A 26,611-nucleotide genomic window follows, 5' to 3' on the forward strand; every position below is an offset into this window, starting at 1 on the left:
GGCATTTGGAAACACAAGCGCTGCTCACCCGGCCGGGTGAAAGCTCTCGAACAACGGTGCGACATCCGGCTCCTCCCAGATCGCTTCGGCCGGGTCTTGCGACACATGAGGGTGCGAAGGTTCAGTCGGTGAACTCGGCGACCACCCCTGGCTTGACCATCGCCGCAAGTTCCTCCGCGTCCCAATTCGTCAGGCGAACGCACCCGTGTGACTGAGCTTTATCGATCAAGGACGGTTCGGGCGTGCCGTGGATTCCATAGGTAGGCTCCGTCAGATCGATCCAGACGGTTCCCACCGGGTTATTGGGGCCTTTGGGAAGCGTCAGGGCCTTGTCGTTGTCGCCCTGCTTGAAGTTGACGTCGGGGTCGTATTCGTAAGGGGGCATTCGCGCGACCCCCTTGACCTTGTGGATGCCCGTGGGGGAGGGGGACCCTTCGCTGCCGATGGAGGCGGGATACGCAGCGAGCGGCGAACCATCTTCGGCGAATGCCAGAACTTGCCCCGTTCGCTTGCGCACTTCTATCCTTTTGACCGCGCCTTCCTTTGCGACGCCGGGCTTTGCAATCCAAACTGTCTCACCGACGGTAAACGACGCACCTGGATTCAGCGCCTTCAGAAGGTCGATGTCCATGTGAAACCGCTCGGACAATCTCTCCTCGACGCTCGTATAGCCCAGGTGATCCATCTTGGCCTGCTTGGAATAGTCGTCGGGGATCTCGTCGACGAGATCCTTGGTGTCCTCTTCCGTGATGGCATAGGACTGGATGACAGGCTGGTCCTGCGGAAGCCGGCTGACGACCTCAGGGTCCAGCTTTCCATCGACAGGAAGACGCTGCATGGCCTCGAATCCCGCGACGGCCTTGGTGACATTCTCGCCGTAGTAGCCGTCGATCACCCCGGGAGAGGACCCCGCGCGATCCAGAAGAATCTGGAGATGGACGATGGCCGGATCCGGGTGAGGCGGTTCCTTCGGCGGCCGTTCCGGCGCGATCGAGGCAATCGAAGCATTGTTGATGGCTTCCGGCTGAAGGTCTTCAGCACTGGCGGTGAAATGGAGGCCCAATGACAGGGCGGCTGCGACAAGGATGATGTTCTTCATGAACATCAAATGGACAGCCCGCCCGACTTGTTCCGCCCACTGATTTCCTTGCCCCTTGGCAGTGGATGCGGCGTGCATCTTGCACGCCGCACGGCGCAAGGCCGTCAGAGAGCCGCTTTGATCTTCTCGGCGGCTTCAGGCGAGACCCACTTCGACCACATGTCCTCGTTCTCTTCGAGGAAGCGCTTCGCACCTTCTTCACCACTGGCCTGATTGTCGGTCATCCAGGCCATGAGTTGGCTGACGGTCTCGTTGCTCCAGGAGCGCTTGGTCAGATAGTCCATGACCTCGGGGCCGACCCGCTCGGAGAAGGGCTTGGCAACCAGCGTCACGATCGTGTCGACCGGCCATGCATTCGGCTTGGGGTCGGGGCAATCCGCTACGGTGTTGCAGCGTTTCCATTCGGCCGCGTCATGGGGCACGCCGGGGTCCAGCTTGACCATCTTGTATTTGCCGAGGAGGGCGGTAGGAGACCAGTAATAGGTAAGAAGACCCTCCTCGCGTTCATAGGCCTTGGCGATGGCGCCGTCCAGGCCGGCGGCAGAGCCGGTGTCGACCAGGGTGAAGCCGGCCTTCTCGCCGTCGAAGGCGCTAAAAAGCTGCGTCGTCACCACCGTGCCGCCCCAGCCCTGCGGCCCGTTCAGGATCGCGCCCTTGCTGGGGTCCTCGGAGGCAGGAAAGAGCTCGGGGTGCTTCAGCGCGTCGCCGATCGTCTTGATGTCGGGGTGTGCGTCGGCGAGGTATTGGGGGATCCACCACCCCTGTACGCCGCCGTCCGGCAGCGGGGAACCGACCGTGACGATACGACCGTCGTCCTGGCCTTTCTTTACGACATCGGGCAGGAGGTCGATCCATGCTTCGGGCGCGATATCGGGTTGGCCCTTTTCCGCCATGGAAGTGATTGTCGGCACGGTATCGCCGATCGTGATCTCGGCACTGCAGCCATAGCCTTCATTGAGAATGAACTTGTCGAGGTTGGAGAGGACCTCGGCACTCTGCCAGTTCATGCTGGCAATGGTGACGCTCCCGCACTCGGCGGCATTCGATACCGATGCTCCTGCGAGGAGGCCAAGCATCAGACATGTCGACGCAAGCAGTTTTTCCATTACACTGTTCCCTTTTCTTTTTTGCGGCGTCCTATCGGAAGAGCAGGGTGCCGCGTATACCCGCTCCTGCCTCGCTCGTTCTTTATCCTCCTTTGTCGCTATCCGGAGTAGCCATGCCGGGCGAAGAAGCGGTCAAGCTCTCTCTGCTCCGGTGCTTGTCCGGTGAATATCTCCACATATTCCGGGATGCGCTTCATCCGCACGGATACGTCTTCCTTCGTCTGCATCGAGATATAGCCGATCTGCACGAGATAGATCGTGCGCGCACGCACATCGGCCCTCGCCTCGTCATGCCCGAACCGCAGGAACATGCGCGTGAGCGCGTCGAGTCGCTGCTGATCGGCGCTTTGGACTTCCGCAAGAATTTCAGGCGACTGCAGGGCCCAGCTTCGCACCGCGAACTCGAACTGCGAATCGAACAGGCTGCCATCAAGCCAGCAGTCGAAAACGTTGAGCATCGCTTCGGCAATCGTCTCGGCATAGGCCTCGGACTGTCTTACCAGATTGCCGGTATTCTTTTCGCGCCAGCGCGACACGAGCCTGTCGAGCAGTTCCTCGCGGTCCTTGAAAAACCAATAGAAGCTCGTCCGCGACAGATTGAGCTTCTTCGCAAGCGGCTGGATCTTCACCGCATCGATGCCGGCATCGAGCAGGGATTCGTAGGCCGCTCCAAGCCAGACATCCGGGGAACCGCGCCAGCCGCTGTCGCTCGTGATCTGCTCCATCGTCGCTATTTAGCAAATCGAAGGATACCCCGCAAGAAAAATGTACATCAGTGTCGTCGGCCCTGACTGCAATGCCTGATTTATTGACACATATGTACATTTCCACTTAGGCTGCTGACACGACCAAGCCGGAGCCCCCAGATGCCGAACGACCCCCTCCTTCAACCGTACCAGCTGAAGCACCTGACGCTGCGTAACCGCATCATCGTGACGGCACACGAGCCGGCCTATCCGGAGGACGGCATGCCGAAGGAGCGCTATCGAGCCTATACGGTGGAGCGCGCGCGGGGCGGCGTGGCGATGACGATGACCGCCGGTTCGGCGGCCGTCTCGAAGGACAGCCCGCCGGTCTTCAACAATCTGCTCGCCTACAGGGACGAGATCGTGCCGTGGATCAGGGAGATGACCGACGCCGTGCACGAGGAGGGGGCGGCGATCATGATCCAGCTCACCCATCTCGGCCGGCGCACGCGGTGGGACAAGGGAGACTGGCTTCCGGTCGTCGCTCCCTCGCATCACCGCGAAGCGGCGCATCGCGCCTTCCCCAAGAAGATCGAAGACTGGGATATCGACAGGATCATCAAGGATTTTGCCGATGCGGCGGAGCGCATGAAGGCCGGCGGAATGGATGGCGTCGAACTCGAGGCCTATGGTCACCTCATCGACCAGTTCGCCTCGCCATTGACGAACGAACTCGATGGTCCCTACGGCGGCTCGCTCGACAACCGCATGCGCTTCTGTTTCGACGTCCTGAAGGCGGTCCGGGCACGTGTCGGAGACGAGTTCATCCTGGGCGTGCGATACACGGCCGATGAATGCCTTCCCGGGGGGACGGACAAGGCGGAAGGCCTTGAGATCTCGAAACGCCTCAAGGAAAGCGGACTTATCGACTACCTGAACATCATTCGCGGCCATATCGATACCGACCCCGGACTGACGGATGTGATCCCTATTCAGGGCATGGCCAATTCGCCGCATCTCGACTTCGCCGGCGAGATACGCGCAGCGACGAACTTCCCGACCTTCCATGCGGCGAAAATCCCTGACGTCGCGACCGCGCGCCACGCGATTGCGTCCGGCAAGGTCGACATGGTCGGGATGACCCGCGCCCACATGACCGATCCGCACATCGTCCGCAAGATCATCGAGAAGCGGGAGGACGACATTCGCCCCTGCGTCGGTGCGAACTACTGTCTCGACCGCATCTACCAGGGGGGCGCCGCCTATTGCATCCACAATGCTGCGACCGGACGCGAGCTGACGATGCCGCACAGCATCGCGAAGGCGCACTGTCGCAGGAAAGTGGTCGTCGTCGGGACCGGACCGGCCGGTCTCGAGGCGGCACGCGTGGCGGGGGAGCGTGGCCACGAGGTGGTTGTGTTCGAGGCGGCGAGCGATCCGGGCGGCCAGATCCGCCTGACTGCGCAGAGCCCGCGCCGGCGGGAAATGATCAGCATCATAGACTGGCGCATGAGCCAGTGCGAGAAACTTGGCGTCACCTTCCATTTCAACACATGGGCGGAAGCGGAGGCCATTCAGGCGGAAAATCCTGACGTCGTCATCATCGCCACCGGCGGGCTTCCGCATACGGAGGTGCTGTCGAGGGGCAACGAGCTCGTCGTGTCCGCCTGGGACATCATTTCCGGCGACGCAAAGCCGGGCACCAACGTCCTGATCTTCGATGACGCTGGCGACCACGCCGCTCTGCAGGCCGCCGAATTTCTCGCCAATGCCGGCGCCAGGGTCGAGATCATGACGCCCGACCGCTCCTTCGCGCCGGAGGTCATGGCGATGAACCTCGTGCCTTACATGCGTTCCCTGCAGAAGCTCGATGTGACATTTACCGTCACCTACCGTCTGGAAGCGGTAGAGAAGAGCGGCAATCAACTGGTCGCCCATGTCGGCAGCGACTACGGGGGTATCTCCAAACAGCGGACTTTCGACCAGGTGGTCGTCAATCATGGGACCATCCCGCTCGATGAACTCTATTTCGAGCTGAAGCCCTTCTCCAGCAATCTGGGCGAGATCGCGCACGACCAAATGATCGCCGGGGAACCGCAATCGGTCGTCCGCAACGCCGAGGGCAAGTTCCAGCTCTTCCGTATCGGCGACGCGGTCGCGGCGCGCAACACCCACGCCGCGATCTACGACGCTCTCCGCCTTCTCAAGGATATCTGACGCCAGGCAGGTCCCCAGACCTTTCATTCCTAGAAGGACCTATCAATGTCACCTCGCAGCGATGCCCTTCAGTTGTTCATCGCCAGTGCGTTTGAAGCGTTCGATCATTTCGCGCAGGCTCCGCAATCGCGCCGCTCGATCCTGCAGATTTCTTCTGTGCTCGAGGTGCCGGCCGTGGAAAGGCGGGGCCACGGAAGCCGCCTGCCGGTGTGTTCCCACCTTGAGACGGCGCTCTCCATCGAAACGGAACACGGGCCGCTGCGACGTCTCATCGACCGGTTCAGGGCAGTCGAGCCCTTTCTCGCATGGCGCCGGCGCACCGGTTGCGACGGTTCCGAGAGCGCGAATTTCCTCGAGGGCCATGCGAACGCGATGATCGTCGGACCTGGCGGTCTCGAAGAGCGCAGCGATGTCTGGCTCGGAGTTACATTGATGGCGCCGCATGTGCGTTATCCGGACCATGAGCACGCGCCTGAGGAGGTCTATCTCGTTCTGTCGAAGGGAGAATTCCGGCAGGGGGAGGGAGAATGGTTTTCACCGGGCCTCGGCGGCTCGTTCTACAACGAGCCGGGCATCAGGCACGCAATGCGATCGGTCGACACGCCGCTACTGGCATTCTGGGCATTACTGGCGAAGCCGTCTTAGGGCCTTGTGAGATTCGGGACCCAACGCTACTTGTTTGATCTCCTCATCCCTGTGCTCGTCACAGGGATCCAGCCAGACCAAGTCCTTAGTCTGAAAGAACTCTCCCCGCGCCGCGGACGCGGCGCTGCTGGATCGTGCGCCGAGCATGGCGCGTGGTGCGCAAGCACCGATTGGCCGGGGTGGTATCCGTCCGATGACTTGGAGGTGAAAGTCCTCTGCGAGCCCTGGTGACGGGAACCGCTAGCCGAACAGCAAGGGCGTCGTCGCGAGGCGGGGTCTGAAGGAAGCTGTAAGCAAAGTGCCGGCCTGACGAACAGGAAGCTCATAGGAGGCGGCTGCATCCGGGCGAGGGAGCGATCCAGTCCAAAGCCCAATGTCACCCGGAGGGTGTGGTCGTAGATGGGCCAGGTATATGGCACGAAGGTCACGCGCCTTACCTCGGGAGGCCTGTCGTCCTGCCGCCTGTTTCAGGTGTGCTACCGGCATCGAGAGATGTTGGGATGGGAGGGCAGGAGTCAGCAGAGGCCGTAGTAGCCGCAACCGAGCGGTGAAGGGCTGAACATGGAGTGCCGGACGGAGCAAGGTCTTTCGATGATGGCAACAGAAGCAGAAGATGGGGTTGAGAGGCCCCATGCCCACGCCGAGAACCGCGGCCGGAAGTCGCGAGGACAGGCATTGGGTGCATCAAACATCACGGCAGGGCCCCCACGCTCACGACCGGAGGCAGACGAGCGACTGATGGAGACGATCCTCAGCCGCGAGAACATGATGGCGGCCTTGCGCCGGGTGGTGGCGAACAAGGGCGCGCCGGGCATCGACAAGATGTCCGTCGAGCAGTTGAAGCCATATCTCCTTGAACACTGGCCGCGCATCAGGGAAGAACTGCTGGCGGACCGTTACAGGCCGGCGCCGGTGCGCGGGGTGGAAATCCCCAAAACCGGTGGCAAAGGGATGCGGCAATTGGGCATCCCGACGGCATTGGACCGGCTCATTCAGCAGGCGATGCATCAGGTGCTGATGCCGATCTTCGACCCGGACTTCTCCGCTTCTTCCTACGGCTTCCGGCCGGGGCGGAGCGCCCATGACGCGGTACTGGCCGCCCGGTCGCACGCGACCGACGGCCGCCGCTTTGTGGTCGATCTCGATCTGGAGAAGTTCTTCGACCGGGTGAACCACGACGTGCTGATGGCTCGCGTGGCGCGCAAGGTCACGGACAAGCGGGCGTTACGGCTGATCCGCCGCTACCTGCAGGCCGGGTTGATGACGGGCGGGATCGCGATGGCTCGCAGCGAGGGGACGCCGCAAGGCGGCCCGCTTTCGCCGCTGCTGTCGAATATCCTGCTCGACGATCTCGATAAGGAACTGGAGAGGCGCGGGCATGCCTTCTGCCGCTACGCCGACGATTGCAATGTCTATGTGCGATCGCAGCGTGCAGGCGAGCGGGTCATGGCTTCGCTCACCCGCTTCCTTGCCGAACGGCTGAAGCTCGCGGTCAACGGCGCCAAGAGTGCCGTCGACCGACCGTGGAGGCGCAACTTCCTTGGCTACACCATGACTGCCAACGAGAGGCCGCGTCTGCAGATTGCGGTCTCGAGCGTGAAGCGGTTCAAGGGTAAGCTAAAGCCGGTGTTGCGCGCCGGGCGCGGCCGCACCCTAGCCGCCACCGTCAAAGACCTCACCCCGATCCTGCGCGGCTGGATCGCCTACTTCCGGCTGAGCGAAGCGGAAAGGGTTGCCAGGGACCTGGACGGCTGGCTGCGGCGCAAACTGCGCTGCATCCTGTGGCGGCAATGGAAGCGACCGGCCACCCGGTTTATGCGGATGATGCAACACGGCCTGACGGAACAGCATGCGCGTGACGCGACCGGAAACGGCCGCGGCCCTTGGTGGAACTCCGGGGAACGCCACATGAACTATGCCATCCGTCGAGCCTTCTTCGACCAACTCGGACTGATCTCGCTCCAGAGGGAACTCCGACGCCTAAACCACGCTGCATGAACCGCCGTGTACGGAACCGTACGCACGGTGGTGTGGGAGGAGGGACGCCGCAAGGCTCCCTCCTACCCGATTCTGTGACAAGCACAGAGATGAGGGCGAGGAGAAGCGCCATCATCCATCTCGCAGCAGCCGTCATAGACTCCAGATGAATCTCGACGGCCTCAGAACGCGAGGGCGCAAGCGTCTTTTAACGCCGGAACTCAGTGAATGTTGAATTCGCCGTCCACCTGCCGCCACTCGTTCGGGCCGATCAGCCGTTTGTGGGTGAATCGCACGGAGTGGAGTGGCCCGTCGAGATTGGTCTGCCAGAAATCGAGGAACTTTCGCATCTGGGGAAATTCCGGTGCGAGGTCGTAATCCTGCCAGACATAGGTCTGCAGGACGGATTCGAAATCGGGAATGCGGTAGAGGATATGCGCGGTTGTGAGACCGTAACCGTTGAGCTGGCGCTCGAGATCCGATGAAAATCGCATGCTTCATCTCCGTTACATATCATTCGCCGGCTCCCGGCTGATCTTGCGGGGCGCCCCGGCATGACCTTAACGTCACAGCGAAATTCGGGTTCCTTTCCAGTCTGTTAGCAGCCGCGTCGAAGCGCTGCTAATTTTTTTGCCGGGGCCTCTTGAAATCTATTTTTAGCCCAACCAGATCATCCCGCGCGAAGTGCTCGAACGAGGCTTCGCACCCGTCCGGATTGGTCATCCGGTCCGGGATGGGGAACAAGATCATCAATGTTTGTCCATGGAGGAAAACATGGCGTTTCGACCGCTTCATGATCGTATTCTCGTCCGCCGCGTCGAGTCCGAAGAGAAGACCAAAGGCGGCATCATCATCCCCGACACTGCCAAGGAGAAGCCCCAGGAAGGCGAAGTCCTCGCTGTAGGTCCCGGCGCGCGCAGCGAACAGGGTCAGATCCAGCCGCTCGACGTCAAGGTGGGCGACCGCATCCTGTTCGGCAAGTGGTCCGGCACCGAGATCAAGATCGACGGCGAAGATCTGCTGATCATGAAGGAAAGCGATGTCATGGGAATCATCGAGGCGCAGGCCGCCGAGAAGATAGCCGCCTGATAATTCGAAGATACAGTCAACAAGCTGCCTATTAAGGAGTGAAGAAATGGCTGCGAAGGAAGTCAAATTCCAGACCGACGCACGCGAGCGCATGCTGCGTGGTGTCGACGTGCTGGCCAATGCCGTAAAGGTAACCCTCGGTCCGAAGGGCCGTAACGTCGTTATCGACAAGTCGTTCGGTGCGCCGCGGATCACCAAGGACGGTGTCTCCGTCGCCAAGGAGATCGAACTCGAGGACAAGTTCGAGAATATGGGCGCGCAGATGCTGCGCGAAGTCGCTTCCAAGACCAACGACCTTGCCGGGGACGGAACGACGACCGCTACGGTGCTCGCACAGGCAATCGTCCGGGAAGGTGCCAAGGCCGTCGCCTCGGGCATGAACCCGATGGACTTGAAGCGCGGCATCGATCTCGCAGTCGATGCGGTCGTGAAGGAATTGAAGAACAACGCCAGGAAGATCTCCAAAAATTCCGAGATCGCTCAGGTCGGCACCATTTCCGCCAATGGCGACACCGAGATCGGACGCTATCTCGCCGAGGCCATGGAGAAGGTCGGCAATGAAGGGGTGATCACGGTCGAGGAGGCCAAGACGGCCGAGACGGAACTCGAGGTCGTCGAGGGCATGCAGTTCGACCGCGGCTATCTCTCTCCCTATTTCATCACCAATCAGGACAAGATGCGCGTGGAACTGGAGGATCCCTATATCCTCATCCACGAAAAGAAGCTTTCGAACCTGCAGGCCATGCTGCCGGTGCTCGAAGCGGTCGTCCAGTCCGGCAAGCCGCTCCTCATCATCGCCGAGGATGTGGAAGGCGAGGCGCTCGCCACCCTCGTCGTCAACAAGTTGCGCGGCGGCCTCAAGGTTGCTGCCGTCAAGGCGCCCGGCTTCGGCGACCGCCGCAAGGCCATGCTGGAAGACATCGCCATCGTGACCGGCGGCACCGTCGTTTCGGAAGACCTCGGCATCAAGCTTGAAAGCGTCACGCTCGACATGCTGGGCCGGGCCAAGAAAGTCTCGATCGAGAAGGAGAACACCACCATCATCGACGGTGCGGGTTCGAAAGCCGAGATCGAGGGCCGTACCACGCAGATCCGCGCCCAGATCGAGGAAACGACCTCCGACTATGATCGCGAGAAGCTGCAGGAACGCCTTGCCAAGCTCGCCGGCGGCGTCGCAGTCATCCGCGTAGGTGGCTCTACCGAAGTCGAGGTGAAGGAAAAGAAGGACCGCGTCGACGACGCGTTGCATGCGACGCGGGCGGCAGTCGAGGAAGGGATACTGCCCGGCGGCGGCGTCGCGTTGTTGCGGGCGGTCAAGGCTCTCGACGGCCTTGAGACCGCCAACAACGATCAGCGCGTCGGGGTCGATCTCGTGCGCCGCGCTATCGAAGCTCCCGTCCGCCAGATTGCGGAAAACGCTGGAGCCGAGGGCTCTATCATCGTCGGCAAGCTGCGCGAGAAGACGGAGTTCTCCTATGGTTGGAATGCCCAGACCAACGAATATGGCGATCTCTATGCCATGGGCGTCATCGACCCGGCCAAGGTCGTCCGCACCGCGCTTCAGGACGCAGCTTCGGTTGCCGGTCTTCTCGTCACGACCGAAGCCATGATCGCCGAAAAGCCCAAGAAGGAAGCCTCACCGGCGCTTCCGGCCGGCGGCGGCATGGACTTTTAAGCGATCGACCGGGCCCGCCCTTGCCCTCGGGGGGCGGGCCTCCCTTCCAAGGGCAAGTTCCCTAAGTCTTTGCTAAGACTGCCATACCGCTCCAAGGTATCGGAAGTTTCCCTCATCCCTGTGCTCGTCACAGGGATGAGGGAATCAAACAAGCCGCCCCGGGTACCCCAAATCTGGTCGACCCGACCTAAAATCGCCCCTCGCTAGTCCTGATTTCGGAACGCCGCCTCTCCGGCGTCCGACACCTCGACCCACTTCTTGTCCGGCTCGGCGTCTTTGACGTAGCTGTCGTGCCAGTTCCACCATTTGTAGGTCGGGGTCTGCGGATAGCCTTCGGGCGAATCCTCCCAGACTTCCTGCCGGCCGAGCGGCGTGATGTCGAGGTAATTCCACGTGCTGCCCATCTGCTCGTCGCCGCGATTGTTGATGAAGTAGGTACGGAAAACGCGGTCGCCGTCGCGATAGAACACGTTCGTGCCGTGCCACTCGTCCACCCCGAAATCGGCGTCGAAGCTGTCCGTCACGGTAAACCAGGGGATCTGCCATCCCATGCGCGCCTTCAGCCGGGCGATGTCTGCCTGGGGTGCCCGCGAGACGAAGACGAGGGTTGTGTCACGGGCGTTCAGGTGGGCGAGGTGCGCAACCTGATCGGCCACCATGGAGCAGCCTCTGCAGGCGTGGTCGGGCCAGCCGAAAACGCCCGGTTCGAAAAAGGCGCGGTAGACGATCAGCTGACGCCGACCGTCGAACAGGTCGACGAGGCTGACCCTGCCCGCGGGGCCTTCGAACGCATATTCCTTCTCTACAGCCATCCACGGCATCCGCCGGCGCTCGGCGGCAAGCGCGTCGCGCGCCCGGGTCAGGGCCTTTTCCTTGACGAGCAGCTGTTCGCGCGCAGCCTCCCAGGCCTGCGGCGGGACGACGGGTGGCGTGTGCATTGGTTTCGTCATGGCTCGGCACCTCCAGTTTGTGCGCTTCGGCAATCTGTACGCATTGGCGCCTCCTCGAGGCGCGATCCCGATCGCGCCATGGCCTGGCTGTCGGGCTTGAAGTAGTTTGGCACCGGAACGCCGATGATGGGAGTAACAAGTGTGGCGCCATTTCATTGGAGCTGCTGGTGCCCGCGTGACATTCCGACATATCGCGTGAGGTCGCCTGGGACATGTCGATCGAGCGGGACTGACCTAGATTACGCTGGTGCATTTGAAAGAACGTGGCCGCGAATGATCGTATTCCTGGACTTCGAAGCATCCTCTCTGAGCAAGAAAAGCTTCCCCATAGAGGTCGCCTGGGTCTTCCAGGACGGCCGATCGCGTTCCTATCTGATACGTCCGGCTCCGGATTGGATCGACTGGTCCGCCGAAGCCGAGGAGGTCCACGGCATATCGAGGGATCTGCTTCGCGCGGAGGGGCTCCCTGTCGCGTTCGTCGCCGAAGAAATGATCCGTGAACTGGCCGGACACCGCCTTTATGCCAGCGCACCCTCCTGGGACGGCAAATGGCTGAGCGTGCTGTTGAGAGCTGCCGGGCTGCCAAGGCATGCTCTACGGCTGAAAAGGTCCGACGAGGCCTTCCTCGACGCGGCACGGCGCAAGATGGGCGGCAGGTTTTCGGATCAGGAGATATCGGACCTGGTCCTCGGCGTCATCGGCGCAACCGGGCCGCCGCCCGTCCATAGAGCCCTTCCCGATGCATGCCTGGAACTGGATCGGTTGAGGCTGGTCAGCAAGGCGGCGGCGGAGCGCGCCGGATCCCTGTAGCTCGCGCGCAGCCTCCCAGGCCTGCGGCGCCGCGGCGGCTTTACATTTCTTTACATTCGCCCAGAACGGTCGAAACGTTGCCCGGTTAGCTTTCCTCCATCGCAGCAGGTGCTGCGGAGCAAAGGAGACTGGCAATGGAAAACGAAGACAAGGACCTGTCGGGCCCGGGCGCCGGCAAAGCCGTTTCGAAAGGATGGGGACGGCACGCCGCGATCGGCGGCCTCGCAGCCGTCGCGGCCGTCAGCGCGGTCGGATTTGCAGCCGCGCGTAGCGACGATTTCGGCGTCGGCATGGGCCGTTTCGGTATTGGCGGCCATGTTATGCACGCGCATATGGGAGGTGGCGGCTTTATGGAACACCGGATCGGCACCATGCTCGACGAACTCGATGCAACACCCGAACAGGAAGACAAGCTTTGGGACATCATCGACGATGCCCGCGCCGAGATCAGGCCCACGTTCCGGGACTTCCGCGAGACGCGCGAAGAGGTTATCGAACTCCTGGGCGCGCCGTCCATCGACCGGGCCGCCGCCGAGAAACTTCGCAGCGAACGCATTGCAGCCATTGACGAAGCCTCCCGCAAGATGACGACCGCGCTGCTCGACGCGGCCGAGGTGCTGACGCCGGAGCAACGCGCCAAGCTCGTCGAGCATTTGAAGAAGCGCAGGGGCCACGGCCGGTGGTAAGTATGAGTCGGGCGGAAGATTGAGCGGAGCGCAGGGATGGCGGAACGGGTCTTGATTGTTGACGACGACACGCGCCTGTCCGCCATGCTCTCCGACTATCTCTCCGGAAATGGCTACACCGTTCATACCGCGGCGACCGCCACGGCGGGCATCGCCGAACTCGGGCGCCGCACCCCTGACGTCGTCATCCTCGACGTCATGCTGCCGGATTTCGACGGCTTCGAAACCTGCCGACGCATACGCGCGGTCTCGGACGTCCCCGTCTTGATGCTCACGGCCAAAGGCGAGGAGACGGATCGCATCGTCGGGCTGGAGCTCGGGGCCGACGATTATCTGCCCAAGCCCTTCAATCCGCGCGAGCTTCTGGCGCGGCTGAAGGCGATCCTGCGCCGCCGAAACGGCAGCGCCGCGGTTGCGCGGACCCTTCGCTTCGGACAGATGGAGATCGATCCCGGCTCCCGCTGCGTCAGGATCGACGGCCGCGAGTGTACGCTGACCAGCTACCAGTTCGACCTGCTTGTGGCGCTGGCCGAAAATCCCGGCCGCACGCTCTCGCGCGAACAGTTGATGGATGCGGTCAAGGGCGAGGAGCTGGATGCTTTCGACCGGTCGATCGACGTCCACATCTCGCGCATAAGGGCGGCGATCGAGAGCGACCCCAAGCATCCGAGGCGCATCATTACCGTGCGCGGCGCCGGCTATGTCTTCGCCCGCTATCAGGACGATATGAGATAGAGCGATGCGCAGCCGGCTGTTCCTGAAAATCTACCTGACACTGCTCGCGAGCCTTGCCGCGGTTGCCGTCGCCAGCGCCGCATTCGTTTGGTTGGGGCAGGGCGAGGAGGAATCCGGTTGGCAAAGCCAGCGCGCCCGGTTCGTCGCCGCACTCATTCCGCCACACATGGACACCCGGGCCGTCGAGGCGACCATCGAGCGGTTTTCACGGGCCTTCGGCGCCGACATCGCCGTATACGACCCGCGGGGCAGGCTGATCGCAAGCGTCGGCCGCCCGCTTCCGCGCGACATTCTCGACCAGCCTTGGCGCCACGGCCCGGGCAATTTTCACACCATGGTGACCGAACTGCCCGACGGCCGTACCGTGGCTGCGCGCATGGAGCGGCCCTTGCGTCCGTCCGGCCGCAATCCGCTCGCCTACCTGGCTTTGATCGCCGGTGTCATCGGGCTGGCCGCCTATCCGGTGGTGCGTCACCTGACCCGCCGGCTGGAGCGGCTGCGCGCGGGCGTGGATGCCTGGGGCAAGGGCGATTTCGTGGCACGCGTGCCGGAGGACGGCAGCGACGAGGTGGCGGCGGTGGCCAAGAGCTTCAACAGGGCCGCCGACCAGGTCGAGCGGCTGATCAAGTCGCGCCGGGCCTTGCTCGCCAATGCCAGCCATGAATTGCGCTCGCCGCTTGCGCGCCTGCGCATGGCGATCGACCTCTACGAGCAGGCGCCGAACGACGATCGCAAGCAGGAAATCATCCGCAACCTTTCCGAGCTGGACACGCTGATCGAGGAGATACTGCTCGCAAGCAGGCTGGACCACGTCGAGAACCTCGATGCGCTGGAGTCCATCGACCTTCTGGCTCTCGTCTCGGAAGAGGGTGCACACAATGATGTCGAGGTTTCGGGTACGCCTGCGATCGTCGCAGGCGATGCTCGCCTGCTTCGCAGGCTCGTGCGCAACCTCCTGCAGAACGCGCTGCACCACGGCGGTCCACCTGTCACAGCCGCTGTCGCGCAGGCGGACGGTGCTGCGATCCTTAGGGTCCGCGATCACGGGCCCGGCATAGCGGATAGCGAGAGGCATCGCGTTTTCGAGCCATTCTATCGCCCGTCGGGACGTAGCGAGGCCGCCGGCGGCTGGGGTTTGGGATTGGCGCTGGTGCGCCAGATCGCCGAACGTCACGGCGGCGGCGTCCGCTACGAATCTCCGCCTGACGGCGGTGCCTGCTTCGTCGTGACGCTGCCTGTGCACAGCAAAGCAACCCTGTGAGGGATCGGTAAGGCGCCGGGGTCACGATCCGTCCATAATTCGGAGAGAGGGGCCGGACACTCTTACTTTGAACGATCAGGCATCTCGACGCGGCAGTTGGACTGCGGCAAAGTGGCGATGTAGGCTTATGTGCAAAGTGGTGCTACGCTGAGCCGTTATCCGACCTCGTGCAAGTACACGCTGCCGCCCACACGAGCCGTCAATTCACCAAACTATATATTTTGCAAATATTCGAGCAATGCTAGCGTCCGCGAAGCTTGGGTTAGCTGTAGATTGAAGAAGAGGGGACAGCCATGGGCGGGAAAGCGCTTGCGGATACGACGGCCCACATTCGTCGTTTGCAGCGGGGCTTATCGCCACCCGTTGTTGCAGAGGTGTTTTCGGATGATACGCGACTGGTCGGCCGATGGTGGAACAAACCGTTCGAGTATGATTTGCCGCCGCTGAAGGATCATGTGCTTTCTGCGAAATATTCCGGGCAGGGCATGGCCTCGGTCAAGATCGGCGGTCAGACGATTTCCGCTCCCGCGGCGATGGGGACGATCACTTTGGCACCAAGAGGCCACGGTGGGTTTTGGCGGGCCGACGGCCCTGTCGAGGTCTCGAACATTTTCCTGGGCCACAAGCGCCTTCTAGCCAGCGCGGATCAGGTGGGAAATGGCCGGGAGCCCGAGCTGCTTGACCGCGTCAACTTCAACGATCCCAAACTGTTCGCCATCATGGCTTTGATCAATGACGAGATAAATTCGGGAGACGCGATCTCCCACTTGTACATCGATCAGCTCCTCGACCTTGTCTGTCTTCAGCTCCTCAGGGCTCATTCCGCAACTTCAATGCCTATCTCGCCTGGACCGCAGCGTGGTCTTTCGGGTTGGCAGGTCAAGCGTGTAACCGGCTATATGCGCGAAAATATGGCGGAGGATATCCGGATTCAGGAACTGGCGGACCTGGTAAACTTGACCCGATTCCACTTCTGTACGGCCTTCCGTATGGCCACCGGACAGACGCCATACGGATGGTTGACTCGCCAGCGCATCGCCTACGCCAAGACGCTGCTGAGAGATATGAAGCTGCGCGTCAACGATATCGCTCTTGCCGTGGGCTATGAAACACAATCCGCTTTTGCCGCTAGCTTTCGGAAAGCGGTGGGGATCACACCGACCGAGTTTCGCCGTCGGCTCTGACATCTTGAACCGGTCTCATCGGCGGAATGCTTCAGCAATGCCTGTGTTTGCGGCAGCTTGTTTTGACGGCTGATGGCTGACTCTCGCCGCAGTTCTTGATCGTCACAGCAACATCCGAACAATTCCGAAAGACCGGAACAGTGAACTCGCCGCACACGTCCTATTCTCTCTCGCCATTACTGAGCCGAAGGGGACCTTTCATGACTGACGAAACAGCAGAATTGCATCCGCCTGGTCTTACCATGTCACGCCGAGAAGCGCTTCAGGCAACCGCCGGGGCCGTGGCATTTGCCGCGCTGCCGCTCCCAGCCGAGGCAGCAGCGGATTCAACCGCAACGCCCGCGCCTCCCACGCACACGTTGCCGTTGGAAGTGACCGTGAATGGTCGAGTCCATCAGCTGGTTGTCGATCCCCGCTTGTCAGTTCTGGATATGCTGAGGGAGAGGCTCTCTCTGACCGGCACCAAAAAGGGGTGCAACCAGGGTGCGTGCGGGGCCTGCACGGTGCTGATAGACGGCCAGCGCGTCAATGCGTGCCTGGCGCTCGCCGTCATGTATGACGGCGCGAAGATCACGACCATCGAGGGCGTCGCAGAAGGAGAGGCGCTGCATCCGCTGCAGGTGGCCTTCATCGAGCATGACGCGTTTCAATGCGGCTATTGCACATCGGGACAGATCATGTCGGGGCTCGGCTGCATCAGCGAGGGTCATGCATCCTCGGCCGAGGAGATCAGCTACTGGATGAGCGGCAACATCTGTCGCTGCGGCGCCTATCCCGGGATCGTTGCGGCCGTCGCCCAGGCTGCCAAGGAGGATCGCACATGAGACCCTTCGAATTTCAACGGGCGGCCAGCGAGTCCGAAGCGATCGCCGCAGCCGCTGCCGGAGCCAGATATCTTGCCGGCGGGACGACCCTCGTCGACTTGATGCGCGAGGAGGTGGAGACGCCGGAAAAGATCGTGGACATCAATCGCCTGCCGCTGAATTACGTCCGGGCCACGGATGAGGCGATCGTCATCGGCGCGCTGGCCCGCATGTCCGAGGTCGCCGTCAATCAGGACGTGCGCAGATTGCAGCCGCTCATCCCGGAGACGTTGACCGAGGGTGCATCGCCGCAGCTCCGCAATGTGGCGTCGATCGGCGGCAATCTGCTGCAGCGGGTCCGCTGTCCCTATTTCCGCATGCTGGACGCGCCTTGCAACAAGCGCGTACCGGGTTCGGGATGCTCGGCAATCGACGGCCTGAACGCTGGCCATGCAATTCTCGGCACCAGCGAGCACTGCGTCGCCGCACATCCATCCGATCTGGCCGTTTCTCTCGTCGCGCTGGGAGCGACGCTCTCCTTGAAGGGGCCGCGCGGCGAGCGAACCATTCCGGTAGAGGAGCTCTTCCGGCTTCCCGAGTCGACGCCTCATCTCGAGCACACGCTGGAACCAGGCGAACTCATCGTGGAGGTCCACATTCCAAACGGTCCCTATGCGAGAAAAGCGCGCTATTTGAAGGTCAGGGACCGATCCTCCTACGAGTTTGCCCTCGTATCGGCGGCAGCCGCTCTTCACGTGGAGAACGGAATAATCAAAGAGGTCCGCATCGCCGCGGGGGGCGTGGGCACCCGCCCGTGGCGCATGAACGCTGTCGAGCAGGCGCTGGTGGGAAAACCCGCCGCTCGCGCCAGCTACGAGATCGCGGCGGCGGTTTCGACCGAGGAAACACGTCCTCTCTCCCACAACGGTTTCAAGGTGAAGCTCCTTCCCGCAACGATCGTACGAGCACTCGAAATGGCAGGAGATGTGGCATGACGACGGTTATCGGTAAATCCTTGTCGCGCATCGACGGCCGCCTGAAGGTCACTGGCCAGGCCACATACGCCGCCGAGTTCAACCAGGAAGGCCAAGCCCACGCAGTCATCGTGGGCAGTACTGTCGGGCTCGGTCGAATAGAATCGATTGACAGCGCAGCAGTTGAGAAAATGCCGGGCGTCGTGGCTGTCATAAGCCACCTCAACGCGCAGAGGCTTGCCTACAACGAACACCGCGGCCCTATCGATCCGCCGGTGGGAGAACGGCTTCACGTACTGCAGGGCTCCGAAGTACGCTTCTTCGGAGAACCGGTCGCCATCGTCGTCGCCGAAACGCTCGATCAGGCGGAGCATGCGGCCAACGCGCTCAAGGTCACCTACTCCGCCCGCCAGCCCCAGGTCGATGCACATGCCGGCGAGCGGGTCATCCCGGCCGTCGCGCGTCGGCCGGGTGCCCGGGCCGAAGCCGATGTCGCCCGCGGAGACGCCGACAAGGCGCTCGAAAGCGCGGCCGTGAAGGTCGAGGCGGAATATGTCATCGCGCGCGAGAACCACAATCCGATGGAGCCGCACGCGACGATCGCCGCCTGGAACGGCGACCGCCTGACGCTCTGGAGCAAAAGCCAGTTTGTCGTCAACGAGCAGGCGGAGATCGCCGCCATTTTCGGGCTTCCGCCGGGGAGTGTGCAGGTGAACTGTCCGTTCATCGGCGGCGCGTTCGGCACCAGCCTGAGAACCTGGCCGCACGTCACCCTGGCGGCTCTGGCCGCGCGGCACGTCAACCGTCCGGTGAAGCTCGTGCTCACCCGCAAACAGATGTTTTTTGCCACGGGGCACAGGCCTTACACGCTACAGCGCATCGCCTTGGGGGCGCAGCCCGACGGCAAGCTCATCGGTATCGTCCACGAAGGGGCAGGGGAGACGAGCCGTTACGAGGAATTTATGGAGGCGCTCACGTCCGTGACGAACTTTATGTATTCCTGTCCGAACGTGCGCACAAGCTATCGTCTCATTCCCCTGGACGCCAGCACACCGACCTATATGCGGGGCCCCGGCGAGGCGAGCGGTATCCACGCGCTCGAATGTGCGGTCGACGAACTGGCCTATAAGCTTCAGATGGACCCGATCGACTTGCGGCGGATCAACGAGCCGCAGATCGACGAAGGGCGGCAGGTGCCGTTCTCCAGCCGATCGATGCTGAAATGCTACGATCTCGGAGCCGAGCGCTTTGGCTGGAGCCGCCGGACGCCCGAGCCGGGCTCGATGCGGGACGGGCGCCTTCTGATCGGCTATGGAATGGCCAACGCCTCTTATCCATGCCTGTTTGCCTCGGCAAACGCCCGAGTAAGACTTCTCCCCGACGGGGCGGTGGAGGTGGAGGCGGCGGCAAGCGACATGGGGCCGGGCACCTACACCTCGATGTCGCAGGTCGCCGCGGAATATCTGGGAATTCCGGTCGAGAGAATCCGGTTTTCCCTTGGCCGCTCCGATTTTCCGGCGACGCCGCCCCATGGCGGGTCGATGACCATGGCTTCTGTCGGCTCCGCGATCAGAGCCGCATGCCTCGATCTTCAGGCGAAGGCGGTCGTGCTTGCGGCAAAAGGCGGCGGCAATGCGGGGCTCGCCGGGCAATCGCCGGAAGCGCTGGAATGGCGCGATGGCATGCTGTTCGTGAAAGGCCGGTCCGATCGAGGCGTCACCTATGCCGACCTCCTGTCCTATGGCGGGGAGAGACCGCTCGTCGGGGAGGGGACTGCCGCCCGTGACGCCGAAACCGGACAGAAATATTCCATGCATTCATTCGGCGCGGTCTTCGCCGAAGTCGCCATCGATCCCGACGTGAAGACGATCAAGGTCAGGCGAGCCCTGGGCGCCTACGGAGTCGGCCGGGTCGTGAACCCGAAGCTTGCGACGAGCCAGTGCATCGGCGGCATGATCGGCGGCATCGGCATGGCCATCATGGAGCGAACAGTGCTCGACAGGCGCAACGGACGTCCGATCAATGCGCACATGGCCGATTATCTCGTGCCGGTGAACCTCGATACGCCGCATATCGAAGCCCACTTCGTCGATGAGGAGGACACGATCGTCAATCCGCTGGGGGTGAAGGGGCTCGGTGAAATCGCGCTTGTGGGAATGTCGGCGGCGGTTTCGAACGCCATTCATCACGCCACCGGAAGGCGGGTGCATGAACTGCCGATCATGATCGAGAGCCTGCTGTAGAATGTAGCCGCTTTCCTTCCTCATTCCTGTCCGCGTCACAGGAATGAGGATCGCGGCTTCGATGCTGCCTCTGCTTCCTTCACGCCGAACCGCCGGGCGGCACGGCCTCCACCGGCTCCAATTTTCCGCTGAAGAGCGGCCGCCCGGCATAGAGGCCGCCGACCAATTCGAGCTCGAGCCGCTTCTCGTCCCGCTGCCGAACCTTCTCGATGATTTCGGCGACCTCCGGCAGATCCGCTCCCAACGCCTCCAGTGCTTTCTGCCCGAGAACCAGCGAGGATTCGAACGTCTCACGGATGTGGAAATCGGCGCCCGCGGTGATGAGATCCAGTGCGTGCCGCCGGTCAGAGGCACGCGCGAGAACCGGAATGAGAGGGAACTCGGCCTTGATGAGCTCGACGATTTTCGTGGCGTCGTCCGCCTTGTCCACGCAGACCACAATCGCACTGGCGCGCTCGGCGCCCGCCGCATGGAGGATGTCGAGGCGCTTGCCATCACCGTAATAGACCTTGAAATCGAATTCGCGCGCGGTGTTGATCATCTCCACGTCGGTATCGATGATGGAGATGACGTGACCTCGTGTCAGAAGGACCTGGCTCACGATCTGGCCGACACGGCCGAAACCGATGATCAGGACATTGCCGCTGAGGTTCTCGGGCCGCTCGACGCCGTCCGTCGAGAGCGGAATGTTCCTTTCCACGAGACGCAGCGCCGCGATCAGCAGCGGCGTCACCATCATCGATACGATGATGATCGCCGTCAGTATGGCGTTCTCTTCGCCGCTGATGATGCCGGTGCCGAGGGCCGCGGCATAGAGCACGAAGGCGAACTCGCCGCCCTGAGCCATGAAAACCGCACGCTCGATCGCCTCCCAATTGGACGCCCTGAAGAGCCGCGCCACAAGGTAGATGACGATGGCTTTCACGACCATGTAGGCGGCCACGTAGAAGAGGATCATCGCCCAGTTCCGGGCGATGACGCCGAGATCGAGCGACATCCCGACCGCTAGAAAGAAAAGGCCGAGCAGAATGCCCCGGAACGGTTCGACATCGGCCTCGAGCTGATGCCTGAACGTCGACTCCGACAGCAGGACACCGGCGAGGAAGGCGCCCATCGCCATGGAGAGACCGCCGAGCTGCATGACATAGGCTGACCCGAGCACGACCATCAGTGCTGCCGCCGTCATCACCTCCCTGGCTTCGACGCTTGCAATGAGGCCGAAAAGCGGATTAAGCAGATAACGCCCGGCGAGGACCAGGCCTGCAATCGAAGCAAGTCCGATCGCGATCGAAAGCCAGTCGATCCCCCCGGACGCGGCAACGCTTCCGGGCACGATCGGCGCGAGGAAGGCGACCAGCGCAAGCAAGGGAACGATGGCCATATCCTCCACCAGGAGAATCGACACGATGCGTTGCCCCTTCGGCGCCGCTATCTCTCGGCGTTCCTCCAGCAACTGCATGACGATCGCAGTCGAGGTGAGCACGAAGCCGGCGCCGGCGACGAAGGAGGGGGCTACCGGGAAGCCGGTCAGAACGCCGACGCCCGTCAGAAGCAGCGCGCAAAGGGCGACCTGTACGATGCCGAGCCCGAAAATCTCCCGGCGAAGCCCCCAGAGGCGCGAGGGCCGCATCTCCAGTCCGATGATGAAGAGGAACATCACCACGCCCAATTCGGCGACGTGAAGAATGGATGACGGCTCCTGAAGCAGCCGAAGCCCGAAGGGGCCGATTGCAATCCCGGCGGCGAGATAACCGAGAACAGAGCCGAGCCCGATGCGCTTGAAAAGCGGAGCCGCGACGACGGCCGCTCCAAGCAGGGCGATAACCGGCAGCAGGTCTATGCCGTGGGACTCAGCAGCCATGTTTCGCTCCGAATTTCCAGATGACGAGCGCCTCGTAGAGCGGCGCCAGCGACCGTTGAGACCCCGACATCCTTCCACTCAACTTGCTTTGAATCAAGCTCGATCGCTTTAGACAGAACCTCGAGAAGCAGGACACTTTAACTTTGCGGTGTAAGCGGCGAGCGTAGCGCCGTCGGGCATGCCTTGCGCCTCGCATGACGCTCCGGCAGGCTCTCGGCGATGACGGTGGCCGCTCAGGCCGGCCGATCGCCGGCGAGCGATCTGCGACGTTCATCCATATCGATCTGGGAGTAGGTGCGTCTCATGAGGCATATCTTCAACATGATAACCCATTTGCATCTACCGAAAGTCGCATTGGTCCGTGAACAAACAACTATAGATAGTAAAATCAGATAACGCATGTTATGGAACATCCGAGCGGTTCGGTCGGTCGAATGAAAGTATCAGACTTTCCACGCCGCGCTCGATGACGTCTCGATACGGCAGAAACCCTGCGGACAGCGAACCACGAATAGCTATTTTGTTCTCTTTAGCGTGACAGATGAAGCATTTGCAGTCTTGCGGAAAAATGGAAGGAACCACGTTCAGCACATAGGAGCGAAGCATAGCCTTCCCAAAGCCCTTCCCTATGAAACGCTCCTCACCAATAAATAGGTCGACGGCTACGCCGTCGTGCTCGCCTATCTGAGACGCGAAATCGGGATAGTTGCGAAGCGAATAGCACTGCAACATTCCAAAAGGCTCACCATTATATCGGGCTATATGACAATGGGTGGGATGGCTTGGGCTCAGGCGCTCAGAATACTTCCCCTGAACTTCCTCGATCGTTATCGGCGTCTTCTGATAGTGAGCACGCATATGAGGCCTATTTAGCCATTCACATAACATCAGAAAATCTGCTTCGGTCAGTGACCTGAATTCAATCATCCGGTTGTACCTTCAGGTCGGTAGCGCCGATTTCATAGAACGCCTGTGATTACAGGACTTTCCAGGCACTCATTCACCCAGATTCGGAGCCGAAACTGCAATCTTTTGAGCTTTGGTGTCGAATTAACGGGATATGCTTGATCGTCGTTCGCGGCAACTAGCGACCTGAGAGCTTGAACTCCGAAGTGACTTCCAGCGAGCGGTCCTGGCGCGCTTCGACGCTTTCGGGCTGACGGTGTGTGAGCAAGGCGCGGTCACGCTCGCGGATCAGTTCGGTTATTTGTTGCTCGTAGGCGGTGAAAATTGCCGTCAGCCAACGGTTCACGAGATAAGACGGCCGCGGCATCTGCACGTCGAAGCGCGGCAAAAGAGCGATCGTGCCTTCCGCGCCGAGCCAGTCATCGCCGACCACCCACTGGTTCACCGTGAAAAGCCGCAGAAGGCGCCCATGAGCGTCGACCCCAACAGCCGCGAGATGGTGGATCGGCCCTTGCGGTCCTTGCGGTCGCAAGAAGCAGTGGAAATGGCCGTGTTCTTCCGCCCCCTCTTCAGCCGGGTGGCAGTGATAGAACCACTGCGCGCCGCTCATCGGGTCGAACACATCGCCGGTCGGGTAGTGGTCCCAGGCCTTGATTTCAGCCGTGTCGCGAAAGGTCTCGCTGAGCACGTTGAGGCCGCCCTTGGCGAGCAAGGTTTCGCAGTAGGCGATCTCGCGGCGCGCGAGTTCTACGGCTTCCTCAGCCATTTCCCTGTACCGGCAAGGGAGCGGGCGGCGGAGGCGGCGGAAGCTTCTTCCCCTCGGTCGGCAGGGGAGCCGGCGGCGGCGGAGGCGCGAGCTTGGGTGCCGCTGCCGTTGAGGGCGCTCCGGCGGCACAAGGCATAGAGGGCATTGGCGCGGGCGGTGGAGGTGGTGCTGCGAGCGGAGCGCCGGCGGCGCAAGGCTCTGCTGCCGCGCAAGGCGCGGCAGCAGAGCACGGGGCACCTGCGGCACAGGGTGCTGCCCCTCCTGCCGAACCGGAGGTCGCTGCCGGCTGGGCGCGCGGAACGGGATGATTGTGGTGATCGACTGCCACAGCGGCGGTCGCCGCCGCCAGCGCTGCACCGAAAAGAAGCGTGTTCCTTGTCGTCATTTCGTCTTGAACCCGTCGAGACCGAAAAGCGGACGCATCCAGATGCCGACGAATGAGCCGACAAAGGCAGTTGCAAACCACAGCCAGCCATGCAGGCTGCCCGAAGCGATGCCGGAGAACAGCGCGCCTATATTGCAGCCGAAGGAAAGCCTTGCGCCATAGCCCATCAACAAACCGCCGACGACGGCCGCGAGCATGGAGCCAAGCGGGATTTTCGCTTTCGGCGCGAACTTTCCGGCAAGACTCGCGGCGGCTGCCGCGCCAAGAACGATACCGAAATTCATCACCGATGTAACGTCGGCGAGCACGCTTGCACTGAGCGCCGCTTGCGGCCCCGGCCAGTTCCAGAACTCCCACGTCGCGACCGGAACGCCGACCGCTTGCGCCGCCTTGGCGCCCCACAGTCCGAAGCCGAACGTGACCGACCAGGGATGGCCGGCAAGGAGCAGCGTGGCGACGTTGAGCAGAGCCATGAGCAGCCCTGCCCCCACCAGGGGCCATGGACCGTAAAGCAGCCACGTCCAACCCGGACGCGACGGTTCCGGCTCCCTTTCGATGTTGCCATGCGCCCGCCGCTCGATCAGCGCCGTCGCCAGGGCGACGAGGCCGAGGCCTGCGAGCGTCGCCAGGATCGCAGTGCCGGTCCCGAGCTGCCGGCCGAGATCGATCGTGCCGAAGGATGGAAGCGTCAGCCACCACGGAAGATGTGCCGAGCCGATGAGCGCGCCGACGATGAAGAAGGTAAGCGTTACGAGCATGCGGGCCGAACCGCCGCCGACCGTGAACAGTGTGCCCGAACCGCAGCCGCCGCCAAGCTGCATGCCCAACCCGAACATGGCAGCCCCGACGAGTACCGAAACCCCGACCGGCGCCAGCGCGCCGACGAGCGGCTGGCCACCGAGGCTGCCCGCCGAGATCAGCGGGATCATGGCCAATGCCGCCACGCCGATCATCAGCATCTGGGCGCGGATGCCGCGCCCGCGGCGCTCGACCACCATCCGGCGCCACCCGCCTGTGAAGCCGAAGGAGCCGTGATAAAGGGCGACCCCCAACAGACCGCCGACGACGAAGAGGGTCGCCTGCCGCAGATCGATCAACTGCGCGATGACGAGAAAGCCTATCAGCAGTGCGCCGCCGGCTACGAGCGCCGGCCCACGGTCGACAACCGCCGACGGCAAATATCGCGAACGATCAAAGGAAATGTCGGTCATTTCGAAATCCTGCCGCCTATGCGGCATTGGTCAAATCGCCAATGTCCGCAGCTTGCGGACATTGGCCTGTTCTTCCGTTACCGCGGATCGGTCCCGGTCCGTTGGCGTCAGGTGCCCGACTTGTTCTCGACCGGGCGCGACGGATCGGCCGTCCATTCGGCCATCGAGCCGTCATACATGGTGGTGTTCTTGTTGCCTAGCACCTCGGACAGGGCGAACCATGTTACGGATGCCCAATGCCCTGTGTTGCAGAAGGTGATGTTTTCCTCCTCCGCAGCCAGACCGGCGGCCTCGGTCAGGGCCTTCACAGTCTCGGGGCGGGCGAAGAGCGCGTGGTCCTGGCTGTAGAGCTTGGAGTGCTCGATGTTGATCGACCCCGGAATCGTGCCGTTGGCGCGCACGACCGGGCTCTTCGACTTGCCCTCGTGCTGCTCGGCCGGTCGGCCATCGATGAGCTTGACACCGGCCTTAAGCGCGGCAGCGACTTCCTCGGTCGTCGCCAGCAGCTCTTCCTGCGGCTCGGCGTGGAACGTCGCCGGTTCGGGCTTTACAGCCTCGGCAGAGCGTGTCCCGCCGGCGGCGTCGTATTGCCGCCACCCGCCGTCGAGGATCGAAACTTCCTCATGGCCAAGATATTTGAACGTCCAATAGACGCGGGTCGCGCCACCAAACTCGGTCGAATCGGTACCCCAGGGCACGATGACGACGTGGTCGTCATTATCGATGCCGAGATCGCCGATCAACTTGGTGATCTGCTCGAGCGGCGGCAGCATGCTGGGGATGCCACCCACCTCGGTGCGCCAGCCGGCGCTCGCATAAGGGGCGACTACCGCGCCCTGGATATAGGGCTTGTCGCCAAGTTCGGTCTCGGCGACCTTGTCGCGGATGTCGAGGACGACGACGTCTTTATCGCCGGCATTCGCCTTGACCCATTCGGCGTCGACGAGCGGGCTTATGTCGGCAGCGAGCGCGGGCGAGGCAAGGACGGACAGCGTGAATGCTAATGATGCGATGCGCATTTTCCTGAGGCTCCCGAATTCGTTTGTCGAACCTCGTCTACCCCGCGATCCGGGCCGAGTCAGGACATGGCTTGGCCGGAGATCCGCTGACTTTGGAAAATCTTTCTGTTTGGAAAAACTTTCTGTGCGGTAACAGTGATGCGCGAAGCCGCGCCGAGGACGCCCCGCCCGGAGCGTCCGCTGCTCCTGTGCAGCTGCATTGTCTCGAGTCGTCTCCTCAGAACTTGTGGCTCAAGCGCAGCGAACCGGCATGACTGTTGTAGGTATCCGAGGACGCGCTTTCGGGCGGAAAACCGTTACACACTTTTCCCGCAAGTGCTTCA

The 26,611-nt window shown here is 62.2% G+C and carries 23 protein-coding genes; 13 read left to right on the forward strand and 10 right to left on the reverse strand.

What is annotated here, in order from left to right; translation table 11 throughout:
- Positions 1 to 121: 121 nt before the first annotated feature.
- From M1D34_RS20145 to M1D34_RS20155, 3 genes are all read right to left on the reverse strand, one after another.
- Positions 122 to 1,105, reverse strand: a complete 984-nt coding sequence (locus M1D34_RS20145) for a L,D-transpeptidase family protein (protein ID WP_498783956.1) — start codon at positions 1,103 to 1,105, stop codon at positions 122 to 124.
- A 98-nt stretch (positions 1,106 to 1,203) separates the two neighbouring features.
- Positions 1,204 to 2,205: an ABC transporter substrate-binding protein gene (locus tag M1D34_RS20150; RefSeq protein WP_498783958.1), complete on the reverse strand. Its 1,002-nt coding sequence runs from the start codon at positions 2,203 to 2,205 to the stop codon at positions 1,204 to 1,206.
- A gap of 98 nt (positions 2,206 to 2,303) precedes the next feature.
- Positions 2,304 to 2,930 carry a TetR/AcrR family transcriptional regulator gene (locus M1D34_RS20155; RefSeq protein ID WP_498783960.1) on the reverse strand — a complete coding sequence of 209 codons (627 nt, stop codon included), beginning with the start codon at positions 2,928 to 2,930 and terminating at the stop codon, positions 2,304 to 2,306.
- 141 nt (positions 2,931 to 3,071) lie between these two features.
- Here M1D34_RS20155 and M1D34_RS20160 point away from each other — a divergent pair, with 141 nt between their 5' ends.
- The 3 genes from M1D34_RS20160 to ltrA all read left to right on the forward strand — a co-directional run bounded on the left by M1D34_RS20160 (position 3,072) and on the right by ltrA (position 7,751).
- Positions 3,072 to 5,108, forward strand: a complete 2,037-nt coding sequence (locus tag M1D34_RS20160) for an oxidoreductase (RefSeq protein ID WP_498783962.1) — start codon at positions 3,072 to 3,074, stop codon at positions 5,106 to 5,108.
- Between the two features lie 45 nt (positions 5,109 to 5,153).
- The gene (locus M1D34_RS20165; protein WP_498783964.1) at positions 5,154 to 5,753 is read left to right on the forward strand and encodes a dimethylsulfoniopropionate lyase; all 600 of its coding nucleotides are present in this window, start codon (positions 5,154 to 5,156) and stop codon (positions 5,751 to 5,753) included.
- Between the two features lie 738 nt (positions 5,754 to 6,491).
- Positions 6,492 to 7,751 carry a group II intron reverse transcriptase/maturase gene (gene ltrA / locus M1D34_RS20170; protein ID WP_498783966.1) on the forward strand — a complete coding sequence of 420 codons (1,260 nt, stop codon included), beginning with the start codon at positions 6,492 to 6,494 and terminating at the stop codon, positions 7,749 to 7,751.
- 200 nt (positions 7,752 to 7,951) lie between these two features.
- On the opposite strand, the gene M1D34_RS20175 is transcribed toward ltrA, so the two are convergent.
- Positions 7,952 to 8,224 (reverse strand): usg protein, encoded by a 273-nt coding sequence (locus M1D34_RS20175; protein ID WP_013850607.1) that lies wholly within the window; start codon positions 8,222 to 8,224, stop codon positions 7,952 to 7,954.
- Between the two features lie 280 nt (positions 8,225 to 8,504).
- Between M1D34_RS20175 and groES the strand changes: the two genes are divergently transcribed.
- Together groES and groL are read left to right on the forward strand one after the other, a co-directional pair.
- Complete coding sequence (groES, locus tag M1D34_RS20180) at positions 8,505 to 8,819, forward strand: co-chaperone GroES (protein ID WP_028005604.1); 315 nt, start codon at positions 8,505 to 8,507, stop codon at positions 8,817 to 8,819.
- A gap of 46 nt (positions 8,820 to 8,865) precedes the next feature.
- Positions 8,866 to 10,494 (forward strand): chaperonin GroEL, encoded by a 1,629-nt coding sequence (gene groL, locus M1D34_RS20185; RefSeq protein ID WP_498783969.1) that lies wholly within the window; start codon positions 8,866 to 8,868, stop codon positions 10,492 to 10,494.
- Positions 10,495 to 10,697: 203 nt separating this feature from the next.
- Here the strand turns inward: groL and M1D34_RS20190 are convergent, their stop codons facing one another.
- Positions 10,698 to 11,444 (reverse strand): DUF899 domain-containing protein, encoded by a 747-nt coding sequence (locus tag M1D34_RS20190; protein WP_498783971.1) that lies wholly within the window; start codon positions 11,442 to 11,444, stop codon positions 10,698 to 10,700.
- A gap of 273 nt (positions 11,445 to 11,717) precedes the next feature.
- Here M1D34_RS20190 and M1D34_RS20195 point away from each other — a divergent pair, with 273 nt between their 5' ends.
- The 8 genes from M1D34_RS20195 (at position 11,718) to M1D34_RS20230 (ending at position 20,140) form a co-directional block, all read left to right on the forward strand.
- A complete protein-coding gene (locus M1D34_RS20195; RefSeq protein WP_127774422.1) occupies positions 11,718 to 12,254 on the forward strand; it encodes a 3'-5' exonuclease in 537 nt (178 codons plus the stop codon).
- A 134-nt stretch (positions 12,255 to 12,388) separates the two neighbouring features.
- Positions 12,389 to 12,940 carry a Spy/CpxP family protein refolding chaperone gene (locus M1D34_RS20200; RefSeq protein WP_498783973.1) on the forward strand — a complete coding sequence of 184 codons (552 nt, stop codon included), beginning with the start codon at positions 12,389 to 12,391 and terminating at the stop codon, positions 12,938 to 12,940.
- Between the two features lie 36 nt (positions 12,941 to 12,976).
- The gene (locus tag M1D34_RS20205; RefSeq protein ID WP_498783974.1) at positions 12,977 to 13,675 is read left to right on the forward strand and encodes a response regulator; all 699 of its coding nucleotides are present in this window, start codon (positions 12,977 to 12,979) and stop codon (positions 13,673 to 13,675) included.
- Between the two features lie 4 nt (positions 13,676 to 13,679).
- A complete protein-coding gene (locus M1D34_RS20210) occupies positions 13,680 to 14,936 on the forward strand; it encodes a sensor histidine kinase (protein ID WP_498783976.1) in 1,257 nt (418 codons plus the stop codon).
- Positions 14,937 to 15,229: 293 nt separating this feature from the next.
- Positions 15,230 to 16,120: a helix-turn-helix domain-containing protein gene (locus M1D34_RS20215; protein ID WP_498783978.1), complete on the forward strand. Its 891-nt coding sequence runs from the start codon at positions 15,230 to 15,232 to the stop codon at positions 16,118 to 16,120.
- A 200-nt stretch (positions 16,121 to 16,320) separates the two neighbouring features.
- Entirely contained in the window at positions 16,321 to 16,944 is a 624-nt protein-coding gene (locus tag M1D34_RS20220; RefSeq protein ID WP_010975842.1) for a (2Fe-2S)-binding protein, read from the forward strand.
- Positions 16,941 to 17,918: an FAD binding domain-containing protein gene (locus M1D34_RS20225; protein WP_498783980.1), complete on the forward strand. Its 978-nt coding sequence runs from the start codon at positions 16,941 to 16,943 to the stop codon at positions 17,916 to 17,918. Before M1D34_RS20220 ends, M1D34_RS20225 begins: the two co-directional genes overlap by 4 nt.
- Complete coding sequence (locus M1D34_RS20230; protein ID WP_498783982.1) at positions 17,915 to 20,140, forward strand: xanthine dehydrogenase family protein molybdopterin-binding subunit; 2,226 nt, start codon at positions 17,915 to 17,917, stop codon at positions 20,138 to 20,140. The genes M1D34_RS20225 and M1D34_RS20230 overlap by 4 nt, the downstream gene beginning before the upstream one ends.
- A gap of 79 nt (positions 20,141 to 20,219) precedes the next feature.
- Here M1D34_RS20230 and M1D34_RS20235 read toward each other — a convergent pair whose 3' ends face one another.
- The 5 genes from M1D34_RS20235 to M1D34_RS20255 form a co-directional block, all read right to left on the reverse strand.
- Positions 20,220 to 22,001: a monovalent cation:proton antiporter-2 (CPA2) family protein gene (locus tag M1D34_RS20235; RefSeq protein WP_498783984.1), complete on the reverse strand. Its 1,782-nt coding sequence runs from the start codon at positions 21,999 to 22,001 to the stop codon at positions 20,220 to 20,222.
- A gap of 402 nt (positions 22,002 to 22,403) precedes the next feature.
- Positions 22,404 to 22,928 (reverse strand): GNAT family N-acetyltransferase, encoded by a 525-nt coding sequence (locus tag M1D34_RS20240; RefSeq protein WP_498783986.1) that lies wholly within the window; start codon positions 22,926 to 22,928, stop codon positions 22,404 to 22,406.
- 157 nt (positions 22,929 to 23,085) lie between these two features.
- Positions 23,086 to 23,673, reverse strand: coding sequence for a DUF6969 family protein (locus M1D34_RS20245; protein ID WP_498783987.1), 588 nt, complete (start codon positions 23,671 to 23,673; stop codon positions 23,086 to 23,088).
- 381 nt (positions 23,674 to 24,054) lie between these two features.
- A complete protein-coding gene (locus M1D34_RS20250; RefSeq protein WP_498783989.1) occupies positions 24,055 to 25,269 on the reverse strand; it encodes a YeeE/YedE family protein in 1,215 nt (404 codons plus the stop codon).
- 107 nt (positions 25,270 to 25,376) lie between these two features.
- Positions 25,377 to 26,288 (reverse strand): sulfurtransferase, encoded by a 912-nt coding sequence (locus tag M1D34_RS20255; RefSeq protein ID WP_498783991.1) that lies wholly within the window; start codon positions 26,286 to 26,288, stop codon positions 25,377 to 25,379.
- Positions 26,289 to 26,611: the final 323 nt, after the last annotated feature.

This window comes from Ensifer sp. D2-11 (genome assembly GCF_054161295.1).